16 protein-coding genes are annotated in these 15,325 nt (G+C 32.4%); all 16 read left to right on the top strand.

The annotated features are described in order from the left end of the window. Positions 1-228: 228 nt before the first annotated feature. Positions 229-1,407 (top strand): 30S ribosomal protein S1, encoded by a 1,179-nt coding sequence (gene rpsA, locus CD150_RS07770; protein ID WP_073342036.1) that lies wholly within the window; start codon positions 229-231, stop codon positions 1,405-1,407. Between the two features lie 196 nt (positions 1,408-1,603). Beyond that, positions 1,604-2,914, top strand: coding sequence for a ribosome biogenesis GTPase Der (gene der / locus CD150_RS07765; RefSeq protein ID WP_046208224.1), 1,311 nt, complete (start codon positions 1,604-1,606; stop codon positions 2,912-2,914). A gap of 16 nt (positions 2,915-2,930) precedes the next feature. After that, complete coding sequence (locus tag CD150_RS07760; RefSeq protein ID WP_070038220.1) at positions 2,931-3,929, top strand: NAD(P)H-dependent glycerol-3-phosphate dehydrogenase; 999 nt, start codon at positions 2,931-2,933, stop codon at positions 3,927-3,929. Between the two features lie 169 nt (positions 3,930-4,098). Further along, on the top strand, positions 4,099-4,371 hold the full coding sequence (gene hbs / locus CD150_RS07755; protein ID WP_019468914.1) for a non-specific DNA-binding protein Hbs: 273 nt from the start codon (positions 4,099-4,101) through the stop codon (positions 4,369-4,371). Positions 4,372-4,705: 334 nt separating this feature from the next. Further along, positions 4,706-5,263: a heptaprenyl pyrophosphate synthase subunit A gene (locus CD150_RS07750; RefSeq protein ID WP_073342038.1), complete on the top strand. Its 558-nt coding sequence runs from the start codon at positions 4,706-4,708 to the stop codon at positions 5,261-5,263. A gap of 17 nt (positions 5,264-5,280) precedes the next feature. Further along, positions 5,281-5,982 (top strand): demethylmenaquinone methyltransferase, encoded by a 702-nt coding sequence (locus CD150_RS07745; RefSeq protein ID WP_073343660.1) that lies wholly within the window; start codon positions 5,281-5,283, stop codon positions 5,980-5,982. Between the two features lie 26 nt (positions 5,983-6,008). Next, entirely contained in the window at positions 6,009-6,962 is a 954-nt protein-coding gene (locus tag CD150_RS07740) for a polyprenyl synthetase family protein (protein ID WP_169926885.1), read from the top strand. 124 nt (positions 6,963-7,086) lie between these two features. Then, a complete protein-coding gene (gene ndk, locus CD150_RS07735; RefSeq protein WP_046208228.1) occupies positions 7,087-7,536 on the top strand; it encodes a nucleoside-diphosphate kinase in 450 nt (149 codons plus the stop codon). Between the two features lie 388 nt (positions 7,537-7,924). Further along, positions 7,925-9,091, top strand: a complete 1,167-nt coding sequence (gene aroC, locus CD150_RS07730; RefSeq protein WP_046208229.1) for a chorismate synthase — start codon at positions 7,925-7,927, stop codon at positions 9,089-9,091. A 26-nt stretch (positions 9,092-9,117) separates the two neighbouring features. Then, on the top strand, positions 9,118-10,185 hold the full coding sequence (aroB, locus tag CD150_RS07725) for a 3-dehydroquinate synthase (RefSeq protein WP_070038214.1): 1,068 nt from the start codon (positions 9,118-9,120) through the stop codon (positions 10,183-10,185). A gap of 9 nt (positions 10,186-10,194) precedes the next feature. Then, positions 10,195-11,493: a 3-phosphoshikimate 1-carboxyvinyltransferase gene (gene aroA / locus CD150_RS07720; RefSeq protein WP_046208231.1), complete on the top strand. Its 1,299-nt coding sequence runs from the start codon at positions 10,195-10,197 to the stop codon at positions 11,491-11,493. A 3-nt stretch (positions 11,494-11,496) separates the two neighbouring features. Further along, positions 11,497-12,744 carry a tetratricopeptide repeat protein gene (locus CD150_RS07715; protein ID WP_046208232.1) on the top strand — a complete coding sequence of 416 codons (1,248 nt, stop codon included), beginning with the start codon at positions 11,497-11,499 and terminating at the stop codon, positions 12,742-12,744. Between the two features lie 21 nt (positions 12,745-12,765). Then, complete coding sequence (locus tag CD150_RS07710) at positions 12,766-13,326, top strand: YpiB family protein (RefSeq protein ID WP_073342041.1); 561 nt, start codon at positions 12,766-12,768, stop codon at positions 13,324-13,326. Between the two features lie 4 nt (positions 13,327-13,330). Further along, positions 13,331-13,933 (top strand): DUF1405 domain-containing protein, encoded by a 603-nt coding sequence (locus CD150_RS07705; RefSeq protein WP_073342043.1) that lies wholly within the window; start codon positions 13,331-13,333, stop codon positions 13,931-13,933. Positions 13,934-13,970: 37 nt separating this feature from the next. Continuing rightward, complete coding sequence (locus CD150_RS07700) at positions 13,971-14,666, top strand: zinc metallopeptidase (protein WP_046208235.1); 696 nt, start codon at positions 13,971-13,973, stop codon at positions 14,664-14,666. 331 nt (positions 14,667-14,997) lie between these two features. Further along, complete coding sequence (locus CD150_RS07695; protein WP_019468926.1) at positions 14,998-15,315, top strand: nucleotide pyrophosphohydrolase; 318 nt, start codon at positions 14,998-15,000, stop codon at positions 15,313-15,315. The last annotated feature ends 10 nt before the right edge of the window (positions 15,316-15,325 follow it).

The raw sequence follows: 15,325 nt of genomic DNA, 5'->3' as shown, positions 1-15,325 counted from the left end.
AGATGTGTATAAGAGACAGATATTATTGTAGTAGGTTTTTAAAACTGGTACTACATATAAGTCAATGTAAATTGCTATTGATATTAAAACTATTATCTACATGTTAAGTATCAATTAATATTTTTAAATGTATAGAACGAGAGTATTCACTATAAAGTGGAATTTCTTGACAATTCTGTCAAATTATAAGATGTTATAAATATGTAGTGTAATAAGGAGGCAGACAAGATGACTGAAGAATTCAATGAATCAATGATTAACGAAATTAAAGAAGGGGATAGAGTTACTGGTGAAATTCAAGAAATTGAAGATAAACAAGTAATTGTACATGTTAACGGAGGTAAATTTAACGGGATTATCCCTATAAGTCAACTTTCAACACATCATATTGATAATCCTAGTGATGCTGTTAAAGTTGGTGACGAAATCGGTGCATATGTCACAAAAGTGGAATATGACGAAGAAAATGAGACAGGTGCTTATATCTTATCAAAACGTCAATTAGAAACTGAAAAATCATATGAATTTTTACAAGAAAAATTAGATAATGATGAAATCATCGAGGCTAAAGTCACTGAAGTTGTAAAAGGTGGTTTAGTAGTAGATGTTGGTCAAAGAGGATTTGTACCAGCTTCATTAATTTCAACTGATTTCATCGAAGATTTCTCTCATTTTGAAGGACAAGTTCTAAAATTAAAAGTTGAAGAACTAGATCCAGCAAATAATCGCGTCATTCTTAGTCGTAAAGCTGTAGAAGCATTAGAAAATGCTGAGAAAAAAGATGACTTACTCAATAATCTTAATGAAGGCGATGTCATAGAAGGTAAAGTTGCACGCTTAACAAACTTTGGTGCGTTTATCGATATTGGTGGTGTAGATGGACTTGTACATGTTTCCGAACTATCACATGAGCATGTTAAATCACCAGAAGATGTTGTTTCAATTGGTGAGCAAGTCAAAGTGAAAGTAAAATCTGTTGATAAAGATTCTGAACGTATTTCATTATCAATTAAAGATACGTTACCAAGCCCGTTTGAATCGTTAAGAGGAGAAGTCAATGAAGGTGAAGAAATCGAAGGTAAAGTTGTCAGACTTACAAGCTTTGGAGCCTTTGTTGAAATCAAACCTGGTGTGCAAGGTTTAGTTCATATTTCAGAAATCAGTCATTCTCACATCGGTACACCTGGTGAAGTATTAGAACCAGGACAAGTTGTCAGTGTTAAAATACTCAGTGTCGATATTGACAATGAACGTATTTCACTTTCTATTAAAGCAACATTACCTGACGAAAATGTTGTTGAAAGTGATAGTGAAACAACACAATCATATTTAGATAATAATGAAGACGAAGACAATCCAACACTAGGTGATGTTTTCGGAGATAAACTTAAAGATATTAAGTTTTAATAATTATCATAAGACTAAAAATAAATCTTGTCCTATTTTTACGTTAGGGCAAGATTTATTTTTTTAGTATACATATCAATCAATAAATTAATTGTATTTCATGAAAGTCATTTAAATTGATTCATTAATAATTTCTTTTGAAATACTTACCCCGTATGATAGAATTATAGAGATTAAAAAAGAGAGGAAGTTAGTTATGACTAAACCTATAGTTGCTATTGTAGGAAGACCCAATGTTGGAAAGTCTACAATTTTTAACAGAGTCGTAGGTGAACGTGTCTCAATTGTTGAAGATACACCAGGTGTGACTCGTGACAGAATTTATTCATCAGGCGAATGGTTAACTCATGATTTCAATATCATTGATACTGGAGGTATTGAAATAGGTGATGCACCATTCCAAACACAGATTAGAGCGCAAGCAGAAATTGCCATAGATGAAGCTGATGTCATTATTTTTATGGTAAATGTTAGAGAAGGTTTAACACAAAGTGATGAAATGGTAGCTCAAATGCTATACAAATCTAAAAAGCCCGTTGTATTGGCAGTGAATAAAGTTGATAATCCTGAAATGCGAAATGAAATTTATGATTTTTATTCACTAGGTTTCGGAGATCCGTATCCAATTTCTGGTTCACATGGTTTAGGATTAGGTGATTTATTAGATGAAGTAGTTAAAAATTTCAAAGAAGAAGAGCCCGATCCATATGACGAGGATACAATTCGTTTATCAATTATTGGTCGCCCTAACGTAGGTAAGTCGAGCTTAGTTAACGCGATTTTAGGTGAAAATCGAGTCATAGTATCCAATGTTGCTGGAACAACTCGAGACGCTGTTGATACTGAATATAGCTATGACGATCAAGATTATGTGCTCATAGATACTGCTGGTATGCGTAAAAAAGGTAAAGTATATGAAAATACAGAAAAGTACTCAGTTTTACGTGCACTTAAAGCGATAGAGCGATCAAACGTTGTTTTAGTAGTTATCGATGCTGAACAAGGTATCATAGAACAAGACAAGCGTGTTGCTGGCTATGCGCACGAAGAAGGAAAAGCGATTGTTATCGTTGTCAATAAATGGGATGCTGTAGATAAAGAAACAAATACTATGAAGAAATTCAAGGACGAAGTACGCAAAGAATTTCAATTTTTAGATTACGCACAAATCGCATTTGTTTCAGCAAAAGAACAAAAAAGATTATCTACGCTATTCCCGTATATTTTAGAAGCTAGTGAAAACCATAAAAAACGTGTTCAAAGTTCAACATTAAATGAAGTGATTACAGATGCAATTTCTATGAATCCTACACCAACAGATAAGGGTCGTCGATTAAACGTATTTTATGCTACACAAGTTGCAATAGAACCTCCAACATTTGTTGTGTTTGTAAATGACGTAGAATTAATGCATTTTTCTTATAAACGTTATCTTGAAAATCAAATCAGAGCTGCCTTTGGATTTGAAGGTACGCCTGTACACATCATAACTAGAAGAAGAAATTAATAAATGGAGGGGTTACATGTCTAATATAGCTGTCTTTGGTACTGGGAGTTTCGGTACGGCATTAGCAAATGTCTTAGCTGAAAACGGGCATCAAGTATTAATGTGGGGAAAAAATGAAACGACTGTTAATGAAATAAATGAATTTCATACAAACACTAAATATCTTAAAAATGCACAACTTGAATTATCAATTAATGCAACTACAGATATTCATAAAGCAATAGCGCATTCAGATGTATATCTCATGGCTTTACCTACAAAAGCGATGAGGGAAGTTGCAAGTGAAATTGATTCACACTTAACATCGAAAAAAACTTTTATCCATGTTGCTAAAGGAATAGAAAACGATACTTATAAACGCGTCTCTGAAATGTTAGAAGACTCAATTAGCTCTGAACATAATGCAGGTATTGGTGTACTATCAGGTCCAAGCCATGCTGAAGAGGTTGTTATCAAACAACCAACTACAGTGGCTGCTTCTTCTAAATCACCAGAAGTGAGTAAACTAGCTCAAGATTTATTTATGAATGATTATTTAAGAGTTTATACGAATGATGATTTAGTAGGCGTAGAATTGGGTGGCGCATTAAAAAATATTATAGCTGTTGCAAGCGGTGTAATTTCAGGCATGGGCTTCGGAGACAATGCCAAAGCGGCATTAATGACTAGAGGTTTAGCTGAAATAAGTCGACTTGGTGAAAAATTAGGCGCAGATCCACTGACATTTTTAGGTTTAGGTGGTATTGGCGATTTAATTGTAACGTGCACATCTACTCATTCTAGAAATTATACATTAGGGTATAAATTAGGTGAAGGTAAATCACTAGAAAAAGCATTAGAAGAAATGAATATGGTGGTTGAAGGTGTATATACTACAAAATCAGTTTATAATTTAGCTAAAGAACATCATATTGATATGCCAATTACAACTGCATTATATAGAGTTTTGTTTGAAAATCAACCTGTTGATGAAAGCGTCAAAGACTTAATGGGACGGGGCAAAAAGGCCGAATAAGATAGAACTATTACACTTTTTTGCAAATATATAACAATTTGATATTAAAATCCTATTAATTCAACGTTTTTTACACATAAATCATTGCAGTTGCAGTATTCGTTGTGTTAAAGTCATACCATAATGATATTAAGTTATCATTATAAACCCTAGGGGAGGTGAATTCATAATGAACAAAACAGATTTAATCAATGCTGTTGCAGAACAAGCTGATTTAACTAAAAAAGAAGCTGGTTTAGCTGTAGATGCAGTATTCGAATCAATTCAAACATCACTTTCTAAAGGTGAAAAAGTACAATTAATTGGATTCGGTAATTTCGAAGTACGTGAACGTGCTGCTCGTAAAGGACGTAATCCACAAACTGGTAAAGAAATTGATATCCCTGCAAGCAAAGTTCCAGCATTCAAAGCTGGTAAAGCTTTAAAAGATGCAGTTAAATAATTCTTTACTTAAAAGTGAAGCCCTTGTTACAGGGGCTTTTTTCTTTTGGTAAAAACTTTTAAATACAAATAAAAATAGATTGCAAAATTGCAAACTAAGTCTCTTAATATGGTATCATTCGATATGATGATATGATATTAAGAGATTTTTAAAGTGATCAAACATCAATTTAGTTTTTACAAAGATAATAAACAAACATAATTCATTTATTTTTATAATTTTTACTATTCACAAAATACATAAAACGTATATATTTATCACTTTGAAAACCGTTGATTTTAATTTTCCCTATATAATGTTAATATGTATATTGATAATAACGTGAGGTGTGAACATGGAAACGACATTAAGTATTTTTGAAAAACAAATTACCCAACGCTTGAAAGGTATACATCATTATGACGCTATTTATATAAATGAAGTATTAGCAAAAATCCTTGATTCTTATGATATACCTGAAGATGCTAAATTAGCTTGCCTCACTATAGATACTGCGATGCGTCATTTAGATGAGGTTTCCAAAAATTTATCCTCTAAGAAAGCCATTTTGATTGGTGATTTACTAAGCGCTCACTTTTATACATTATTAGCGAAGTTACATGATCCAATTTTTCAAAAGCAAATTAGTTCAGCGATTGTTGAAATTAATGAAATGAAATCCTCCATCCATAACGGAGTGATTCCCAAAGAAGAAATCGGTCATTTTATTTTAAAAATCGAAAATAAATTTCCACTTATTACTATCAATCGATACGTACCAAACATGGAAACAACAGATATCAATCAAAAATTATTAGCAAACTTATTAGAAAATCATCCTTCGTATTTAAAAAAATATTCGAAAGATGAACTAAATACATTTTTAGAAGAAATTAAATTAGAAATTAATTAAAAAAGAGGTAATCAATGATGGCAGATAATAAAGCAAAAAAAGAACAAGTACATAACGTTTTTCAAAATATTTCTGGAAAATATGATCGCCTAAACAACATCATCAGCTTTGAACAACACAAGACATGGAGAAAACGCGTAATGAAAGAAATGAATGTTAAAGATGGTAGCAAAGCATTAGATGTTTGTTGCGGAACGGCAGACTGGACCATTTCTTTAAGCAAAGCAGTCGGTCCTTCTGGTGAAGTATTAGGTGTAGATTTTAGTGAAAACATGCTTGAAGTAGGTAAAAAGAAAACAGCGGACATGCAAAATATCCAACTCATTCATGGTGATGCAATGCATTTACCATTCGAGGATAATGAATTTGATTATGTCACAATTGGCTTTGGTTTACGTAATGTACCTGATTACCTTGCAACGCTTAAAGAACTAAATCGAGTTTTAAAGCCTGGTGGAATGGTTGTTTGCTTAGAAACAAGTCAACCAACAGCTCCAATATTTAAACAATGTTATAAATTATACTTTAAATTTATAATGCCTATATTTGGTAAAATATTTGCGAAATCGAAAGATGAATATGAATGGTTACAGCAATCTACTTTTGATTTTCCAGACAAAGAAAAATTAAAACGTTTATTTTCACAAGCAGGATTTAGTAATATTAAGGTACGTAGCTTCACTGGTGGCGTTGCAGCGATGCACCTAGGCTATAAATAAAAATGAAACAACCAAAGGTGATGACTGTGTCAAAGTTAAATATGAACAATGAAATTAAAATAATTGAACAGCGATTGGAAGAAGCATTAATAAGTAAGGATCAAATCTTAGAAGATGCTTCTTATCATTTATTTTCATCAGGCGGAAAACGTGTAAGACCTGCCTTTGTAATATTAAGTAGTCAATTTGGCGAAGAAATTAATGAAGATGTCTATCGTGTTGCTGTAGCACTCGAATTAATCCATATGGCTACTTTAGTACATGATGATGTTATTGATAAAAGTGATAAACGTCGCGGTAGTTTAACGATTGCCAAAAAATGGGATCAAGACACTGCAATTCTCACAGGTAATTTTCTATTAGCTGTCGGTTTAGAACATATTTCAAATATTGAGGATAACCGAGTACATAAAGTGATATCTAGTGCAATTGTCGAAGTATGCATGGGTGAATTGTACCAGTTTCAAGATCAATTCAATGCACATCAAACAATTACTAATTATTTAAGAAGAATCAAACGTAAAACTGCATTGCTTATACAATTATCAACGGAAGTTGGAGCAATTGCTTCACATGCTGATACCAAAACGGTTCGTAATTTGAAAATGATTGGTCATTATATTGGTATGAGTTTTCAAATCGTTGACGATATTCTAGATTTTACTAGTACTGAAAAGAAATTAGGAAAACCAGTGGGCAGTGATTTAATGAACGGTCATTTAACGTTACCAGTATTGTTAGAAATGCGTAAAAATCCTGAGTTTAAATCACAAATAGAACAACTTGGCCCAAACAGTGATCAATCCTTATTTGATAAATGTATACAAACCGTTAAACATTCTGATGTCATAAAACAATCACAAGCAATTAGCGATAGATACTTAGACAAAGCGCTTCATCTTATTGATCAATTAGAAAAAGATGATGCTAAACCAATATTTAAAAAAATTATTAAAAAAGTAGGGAAAAGAAACGTATAATTGTGTGAAAAGCATTGAAAGCGCTTAAATTAACTGTTAATATTATAATGTGCTTCAAGACATTATAATATTTTGTTTTGTATTTTTATAAAACTTACATCACTAACAGGGGGATAAACACACAATGGAAAGAACATTTTTAATGATTAAACCGGACGCGGTTCAACGTAATTTGATAGGTGAAATCGTTTCACGTATTGAACGTAAAGGACTAAAACTTGTAGGTGCTAAACTAATGACAGTACCTAAATCGCTTGCAGAAGAACATTATGCTGAACATACGGATAAACCATTCTATGGCAATTTAATCGACTTTATTACTTCTGCACCTGTATTTGCAATGGTTGTAGAAGGTGAAGATGCAGTACATATTGCGCGTCACATTATTGGATCAACAAATCCATCAGAAGCTACACCTGGTACAATCAGAGGAGACTTTGGTTTAACTGTAGGTAGAAACATTATTCATGGTTCAGATTCAGTTGAATCTGCTAATAAAGAAATCAATCTTTGGTTTAATGAAGAAGAATTAAGTGATTTTACAGAATCACGTGAAGCATGGTTATACGAATAATCATCGTTGAATCGATACACCATTACATGTAAGATGATATGCGTTATTAACTTAATTATTTAATACGCTCAACAATAAAGATAAAAAATGATAGTAAAAATACGATTCATGGTCGTATCCGTAAAATCAAAACACTTTCGTTAAATTCATAATAAAATGAATTTATGCGAAGGTGTTTTTTATGTATAAAAGCTGCAATTGCATTCTAAAGTGAAGTCGTTTAATATCTTAAGTTATTACTGAATTTTAAACAGATGTTATAGTTGTATGTAAGGAAATCTTATAAAGTTTAGTTATTTGAAATTTTTCTGTTAATTTGAACAATTGAATATGATAAGATAAGGAACATATAATCATTTAAAGTACTAAAGAACGGAGTGGGTAAATAATGAGATATTTAACTTCAGGAGAATCACATGGTCCACAACTAACAGTAATTATTGAAGGTGTGCCAGCAAATTTAGAAATTCATGCTGCCGATATAAATGAAGAAATGTTTAAACGTCAAGGTGGATACGGTAGAGGCAGACGCATGCAAATTGAAAAAGACAGTGTTGAAATTGTATCTGGGGTACGTAACGGATATACGCTTGGTAGTCCAATCACGCTTATTGTCACAAATGATGATTTTAAACATTGGAGAAAAATCATGGGCGCTGATCCTATTAGCGATGAAGATCAAGAAAACATGAAGCGCGTAATTACAAAACCACGTCCAGGTCATGCCGATTTAATCGGCGGTATGAAATATAATCATCGAGACTTAAGAAATGTATTAGAGCGTTCTTCTGCTAGAGAAACTGCTGCGCGAGTGGCTGTAGGTGCTGTATCGAAAATATTACTAAAGCAACTCGATATTCATTTTTATAGTAGAGTTATGGAAATTGGTGGTATTAAAGATGATTTAGCTTATGACCTTGAAACAATCAAATCTAATATAGATAAAAATGATGTCCGTGTGATTAATGATGATATTGCGCAACAAATGAGAGATAAAATTGATGACGCCAAAAAGGCAGGAGATACTATTGGCGGTGTTGTACAAACTATTATTGAAGGAGTACCAATTGGTATCGGCAGTTATGTACATTATGACCGTAAATTAGATGGTAGAATTGCTCAAGGGGTTGTAAGTATTAATGCTTTTAAAGGTGTCAGTTTTGGAGAAGGATTTAAAGCAGCCGAAAAACCTGGCAGTGAAATACAAGATGAAATACTTTATGATACAAACAATGGTTATTACAGAGGATCAAATCATTTAGGTGGATTTGAAGGTGGTATGTCTAACGGAATGCCTATTGTTGTCAACGGTGTTATGAAACCAATTCCAACATTATACAAACCACTAAATTCAGTAGATATTAATACTAAAGAATCTTTTAAAGCTTCTGTTGAACGCTCTGATAGTTGTGCCGTTCCAGCTGCAAGTGTTGTAGTAGAAAATGTCGTTGCTTTTGAACTTGCAAAAGCATTATTAGAAGAATTCCAATGTAATCATATCGAGCAATTAAAATCACAAATTGAAGAACGCCGCTTGTTGAATATTGAATACTAAATTATAAGATTAGCCAGGTGATATCGATGAAATTACAAACTACGTATGAGACTAATAATTATCCTATTATCATAGAACATAACGCGCTAAAACATTTACGTCATTACATTGAAAATTACAAAGATATTGTACTAGTCGTAGATAATACAATTGCTCAAAAATGGGATGATACATTAGAATTTATTACATCTGAATACGATGCTCACATGTTGGTTGTACCGTCAGGTGAGTCTACAAAATCTTTAGATTATTATGCAGAGACTATAGAAACATTATTGAGCAAAAATTTGACTAGAAATACTTGCATCATTGCAGTAGGTGGTGGCGCTACCGGTGATTTCGCTGGATTTTTAGCTGCTACCCTATTGAGAGGCGTTGATTTTATCCAAGTACCTACGACGATATTAGCACATGATTCTAGTGTTGGTGGTAAAGTGGGAATCAATTCAAAACACGGTAAAAATTTAATTGGTGCATTTTATAGACCAACTGCGGTTATCTATGATTTGAATTTTCTCTCAACGCTTCCTTATACAGAAATATTGAGTGGTTACGCTGAAGTATATAAGCATGCATTGTTAACTGATGCCGATGCAGTACGTAATATTGAATCACATTTTTATGATAAGACAACGTTAGCGTCTTTAGATGAAATGGAATATTATATTTATAAAGGCATAGAGACAAAGTTAAATATTATTGTAAAAGATGAAAAAGAATCAAACGTTCGTAAATTTTTAAATTTAGGACATACTTTTGGTCATGCCGTTGAATACACATTTAAAATACCACACGGTCATGCCGTGATGATTGGCATTCTTTTTCAATTCATCGTATCGAACCATATTTTAAACCAAAAATTTGATATTTTACATTACGTCAATTATTTAAGTTCTCTAGATTATCCATTAAATATCATCAATACCTTCAAATTCGATTCACTTTATGAATTAATGTTAAGAGATAAGAAGAATGACCAACAAGGCGTACAGATGGTTTTATTAGAAGGTATAGGAAATCCCGTGGTTAAACATGTCGATAAATCCACTTTAGTAGAGAGTTTCACGACATTACAAACATATTTTAAAAAGTAGGTGGCATAATTGGTTAATAGTAAAACAATTGATATAAATGGTCCTCTGATTGGAGAAATAGAAGTTCCAGGAGATAAGTCAATGACTCATAGAGCGATTATTTTAAGCTCATTAGCATCAGGTAGGTCAACGATATATAAACCCTTACTTGGTGAAGATTGTATTCGTACAGTAGAAATTTTCCGTCTACTTGGTGTCGAAATAGAAATTTTAGAAGATAAAATTGAAATAAACTCACCTGGATATAAATTTTTCCAAACACCACATCAAGTACTCTATACTGGCAATTCTGGAACGACGACACGTTTAGTTGCTGGATTATTATGCGGACTAGGCATTGAAGCAGTCCTTTCTGGTGATGCTTCTATTGGTAAAAGACCGATGGATCGAATTATGAAACCTCTAACGTTAATGAATGCAGATATTTCAGGTGTGAATCATAACTTTACGCCTTTAATCATCAAACCTGCTCAAATTAAAGGCATATCATACCAAATGGAAGTCGCAAGTGCTCAAGTTAAAAGTGCAATATTATTTGCAAGCTTGTTTGCAAACGAAAAAACAACGATTTCTGAAATAGGTATAACGCGCAATCATACAGAAACAATGTTTGAACATTATCAAATTCCGATTACTTACAATGATAAAATGATTCAATTACCTGAAAATAGTATTGAACATATTACTGCCACTGATTTTCATGTACCTGGGGACATTTCCTCAGCTGCATATTTCATTGTTGCAGGGTTGATAACTCCAGGAAGTGATATTACAATTCACAATGTTGGCATAAATCCAACACGTTCAGGTATCATAGATATCGTGACACAAATGGATGGAAATATAACTTTATTCAATCAAACTAATGGTTCAGAACCTACCGCTTCAATACGCGTACAATATACACCAAATATGAAACCTATTCATATTGAAGGTGAATTGGTACCAAGAGCGATTGATGAATTACCAGTTATCGCCTTACTTTGTACTCAAGCAAATGGAACAAGTATTATAAAAGAGGCGGAAGAATTAAAGGTCAAAGAAACCAATCGTATTGACACTACGGCAAACATGTTGAATTTATTAGGTTTCACCTTACAACCAACAAGTGACGGCATGATTATCCATCCATCAAGATTGGAACAAACTGCCACAGTGGATAGCTTTACTGATCACCGCATTGGTATGATGCTTGCTGTAACTTCTTTACTAACTAGTGATACATTAACGATTGATCAATTTGATGCAGTCAATGTTTCCTTCCCAGGTTTCTTAGCTAAATTTAATCAATTAGAAAAAGAGGGATAAAGTATGGAAGATATCTATAAACTTATAGATGATATCAACTTACAAAAACTAGATAACTTAGATACACGGGTAAATGACGCGCTAAGTTCTCCAAAAGACGATGCGCTCTTTATACTCGGTGAAACATTATATAACTATGGACTAATGCCACAAGGTCTTGAAGTATTTCGTACACTTTATCACAAATACCCAGATGAAAGTGAACTGTTAATTTATTTCATTGAAGGACTGATTGCGGAAGATCAAACGGATGAAGCATTAGAATATTTAAGCACTGTTGAACTATCTACAGAACGTTTGATGCTAGAAGCAGATTTATACCAACAATTAAATATGCTTGAAGTGGCTATAGATAAATTAGTAGAAGCTATTGATATCGAACCAAATGACCCAATCATACACTTCGCATTGGCAGAATTACTTTACTTTGATGGTCAATATTTACGTGCTTCTTCGGAATATGAAACGGTATTAGAAACGGGAGAATATCAAATCAATAATGTTAATTTATTCTCACGTTTAGCTGATTGTAGCTTACAAAGTGGAAATTATAGTGATGCCATCACAATGTTCAATGAAATCAGCGAAGATGAAATGGATTCAGAAATATACTTCAAAAAAGCCATTGCTTATGAAAAAAATGACTTAACACAGGAAGCTATCAAATTAGTGCAAACACTATTATCAAAAGATCCAGACTTCCTACAGGGCTACTTTTATCTACAACAATTATATGAAAACGAGCATAATCATGCAGATGCCATTGAAATTGGTAAAGAAGGGTTGCGCTTGAGTCAATTTTATAAAGAATTAATGGTATCAACAGGTAGTATTCAAATAGAACACGGAGATGCTAATGAAGGTGTACAATTGTTACTACAAGCCTTAGACGTAGATAATGCTTATCAAGAACCACTTTTAATCTTGAGTGATTTCTTTAGACAAGAAGAAGATTACGATTCAATTATTAGCTTATTACAATATGTAGATGAAGAAGATTTAGATCCCGTATTTATGTGGCATGTAGCACATGCTTTAGGTCAAGAAGAGCGAGATAAAGAAGCACAACATTTCTTTGAATTAGCCTATCCAACCATGAGAACGCAATCAGCATTTTTAAGTGATTATTATTTCTATTTAGTTGAAATAGGTTATATAGAACAAGCACAACAAATCTTAAAGCAATTGCTAGAAATAGACCCATCGAACGAAACTTGGCATGATGAAGCTGAAAGATTGCAATCATTCTAAAAAGTAAAGAAGGTGAGTATATTGACTGATACCTTACAACAATTAAAAGCAAGTTTTATAGAATACGTATTATTTCAGTATCGTTTTAAATCTCGAATTAGTGTATGGGTATTAAATTTGATAAAATCCTCACCTGAACTTTTACAAAAAATATACTTTGTAGATGAGCAAATTCCCAGTCATAACACTTTAGAAATTGCAACTGTGAATACAGACAACATCGCCATAAAACTTATAGTAGAGGATCAACAATATATTAATAATGAAAAAATATTTGACTATATCGCAAATCAAAATATCTTTTTTGATATCAAATTATATTTAAATAAAGAAGATTCTAGAGATACGAAATTAGACGATTTATTGTTAACACAATTACTTCACTCTCCATATTATGCCGTATATATTCAAGATATATATGGTTTGCCATTATCAAAACAAAGTGAATCATCTATTATCAAATATTTACAAGACAATATTGACTTAAGTCTGCAACTTCAGGATAGAGCTTTATTTTATCAATTATCTCAAATCCTAAATACATTTAAGTTGAGGAATCTTAATACATTATCGAAGGATTGACTATATGAACATTTACTCACTATGGCAACTTATCATTTTTAATAAAGGTACGCTGTATTTCTTATTAATATGTAATTTATTAGGCACAGTTTACGGGTATATTTGGTACGGTTCACAAATGAGTGCTACACCTTGGCAATTTATGCCATTTGTACCTGATAGCCCAACTGCATCATTATTTTTATGTATTGCTATTCTAGGGTTGATTGTTAACAAGAACTTACCAATCATCGAAGCACTCGCTTTTGTCACATTAATCAAGTATGGAGTATGGGCTGTAATTATGAATATCATTCTTTTTATTCAATACGATATGATTACAATTACAGGTTGTATGTTGATACTTTCTCACGGCATTATGGCAATTGAAGGTTTTATTTTTTATCCAAGATTTAAAGTGACGATTTCTGCCTTTTTCGTAGCGATGATATGGGTGTTTCATAATGACATTATCGATTATGTATTTATGCAATATCCTTTTTATGATTTTATTGCAAGTCACATTGAAGCAATTGCATACTTAGCATTCTGGTTAAGCGTTATACCTTTAGTTTTATATTTAAGTTTAACTCTATTTAAAAAAGATAAAATATTTGACCATTATTAACGTCCACAGTAAAATGTTTATAAAGGAGTGAGGATTTTTGTCTTTTATTTATATGATTATATACTTTGTTATTTTAATGGTTCTGCCTCTATGGGCACAACACAAGGTTAAATCTAACTATGAAAAGTATTCTCAAGTGAGATCAACTAGTGGGAAAACAGGGCGTGAAGTAGCGCTTGAAATACTCCATTCAAATGGAATTTATGATGTAGATGTTGTCGAAGGTAAAGGATTTCTAACAGATCACTATGATCCTAGTAAAAAAGTTCTTGTCTTATCACCAGCAAACTTCAATAGACCTTCAGTTGCTGGTACAGCAATTGCAGCCCATGAAGTAGGGCATGCTATACAGCATGCCCAAGGATATTTCTTCTTAAGATTTAGAACTTCATTAGTACCTTTAGCAAATATTGGTAGTTCTTTAGGTTACATGGCAGTGTTTGCTGGTATTGTGTTAACGAGTTTACAGAGTACATTGGGTTCAACTGCACTTTGGATAGGTATTGCGTTAATGTCATTCGCAGTATTGTTCTCAATTGTTACCTTGCCAGTCGAATTTGATGCTAGTAGTAGAGCAATGAAACAAATTAAAAGCTTAGATATTGTTAATGAAAAAGAATATCGCCATGCAAAAAAAGTATTATCGGCTGCTGCAATGACTTATGTTGCATCAACTGCTGTAGCATTAGCAGAACTTGCACGTTTCATTTTAATTGCTAGATCAAGTGAATAATTTAGCCATGCAAATGAGATAGAAATATAAATTATTTAAATTTATTTCACTGTTTAACAACGCTTAGGTTGATAAAATTAGGATAAGAGGTTGAGGCAATCATTTTGCCCAATCTCTTTTTTTATGTATACAATTATTATTTTTTAAAATATAGATTTAAGATGGTGACTTCCTTTACATCTATTATTGTTATACCTCAGCACATCATATTATCATTTAATTTAACTACTTAATTCATATTGAATAGTGTATAAAGGTTGCAGGAATAATGCATGAATCATAGAATTAGTCTATACTATAAAAGAAACTGATAGAATGAGAGGCGTTTATCATGAAATCGATGAAAGACATGCAAATCGAAGTAGATGACTATATAAACCAATTTAAAACTGGCTACTTTTCACCTCTAGCAAATCTCGCAAGGTTATCAGAAGAAGTAGGAGAGTTATCAAGAGAAATCAATCATTTTTATGGAGAAAAAAAGAAAAAAGATAGTGAAGCTGCAAACACGGTAAAGGCAGAACTTGGAGATAATTTATTCGTGTTACTATGTATAGCTAATTCCTTAGATATAGATATGACTGAAAGTTTTAACGAAACAATGGATAAGTTTAATACACGAGATAAAAATCGTTTTGAAAGAAAATAGATTGATATTG

The sequence above is a fragment of the Staphylococcus ureilyticus genome (assembly GCF_002902235.1).
Lineage (GTDB): Bacteria > Bacillota > Bacilli > Staphylococcales > Staphylococcaceae > Staphylococcus > Staphylococcus ureilyticus.
Note: the sequence above shows the minus strand (reverse complement) of the source record. Positions and strands in the feature narration are given on the sequence as shown.

What these genes read in the sequence shown, in the direction of transcription:
- CD150_RS07715 (WP_046208232.1), top strand. Translation starts at nt 11,497, where the DNA reads ATGGAAGATATCTATAAACTTATAGATGATATCAACTTACAAAAACTA.
- ndk (WP_046208228.1), top strand. Translation starts at nt 7,087, where the DNA reads ATGGAAAGAACATTTTTAATGATTAAACCGGACGCGGTTCAACGTAAT.
- CD150_RS07745 (WP_073343660.1), top strand. Translation starts at nt 5,281, where the DNA reads ATGGCAGATAATAAAGCAAAAAAAGAACAAGTACATAACGTTTTTCAA.
- aroC (WP_046208229.1), top strand. Translation starts at nt 7,925, where the DNA reads ATGAGATATTTAACTTCAGGAGAATCACATGGTCCACAACTAACAGTA.
- rpsA (WP_073342036.1), top strand. Translation starts at nt 229, where the DNA reads ATGACTGAAGAATTCAATGAATCAATGATTAACGAAATTAAAGAAGGG.
- CD150_RS07695 (WP_019468926.1), top strand. Translation starts at nt 14,998, where the DNA reads ATGAAATCGATGAAAGACATGCAAATCGAAGTAGATGACTATATAAAC.
- CD150_RS07760 (WP_070038220.1), top strand. Translation starts at nt 2,931, where the DNA reads ATGTCTAATATAGCTGTCTTTGGTACTGGGAGTTTCGGTACGGCATTA.
- aroB (WP_070038214.1), top strand. Translation starts at nt 9,118, where the DNA reads ATGAAATTACAAACTACGTATGAGACTAATAATTATCCTATTATCATA.
- CD150_RS07705 (WP_073342043.1), top strand. Translation starts at nt 13,331, where the DNA reads ATGAACATTTACTCACTATGGCAACTTATCATTTTTAATAAAGGTACG.
- der (WP_046208224.1), top strand. Translation starts at nt 1,604, where the DNA reads ATGACTAAACCTATAGTTGCTATTGTAGGAAGACCCAATGTTGGAAAG.
- CD150_RS07750 (WP_073342038.1), top strand. Translation starts at nt 4,706, where the DNA reads ATGGAAACGACATTAAGTATTTTTGAAAAACAAATTACCCAACGCTTG.
- hbs (WP_019468914.1), top strand. Translation starts at nt 4,099, where the DNA reads ATGAACAAAACAGATTTAATCAATGCTGTTGCAGAACAAGCTGATTTA.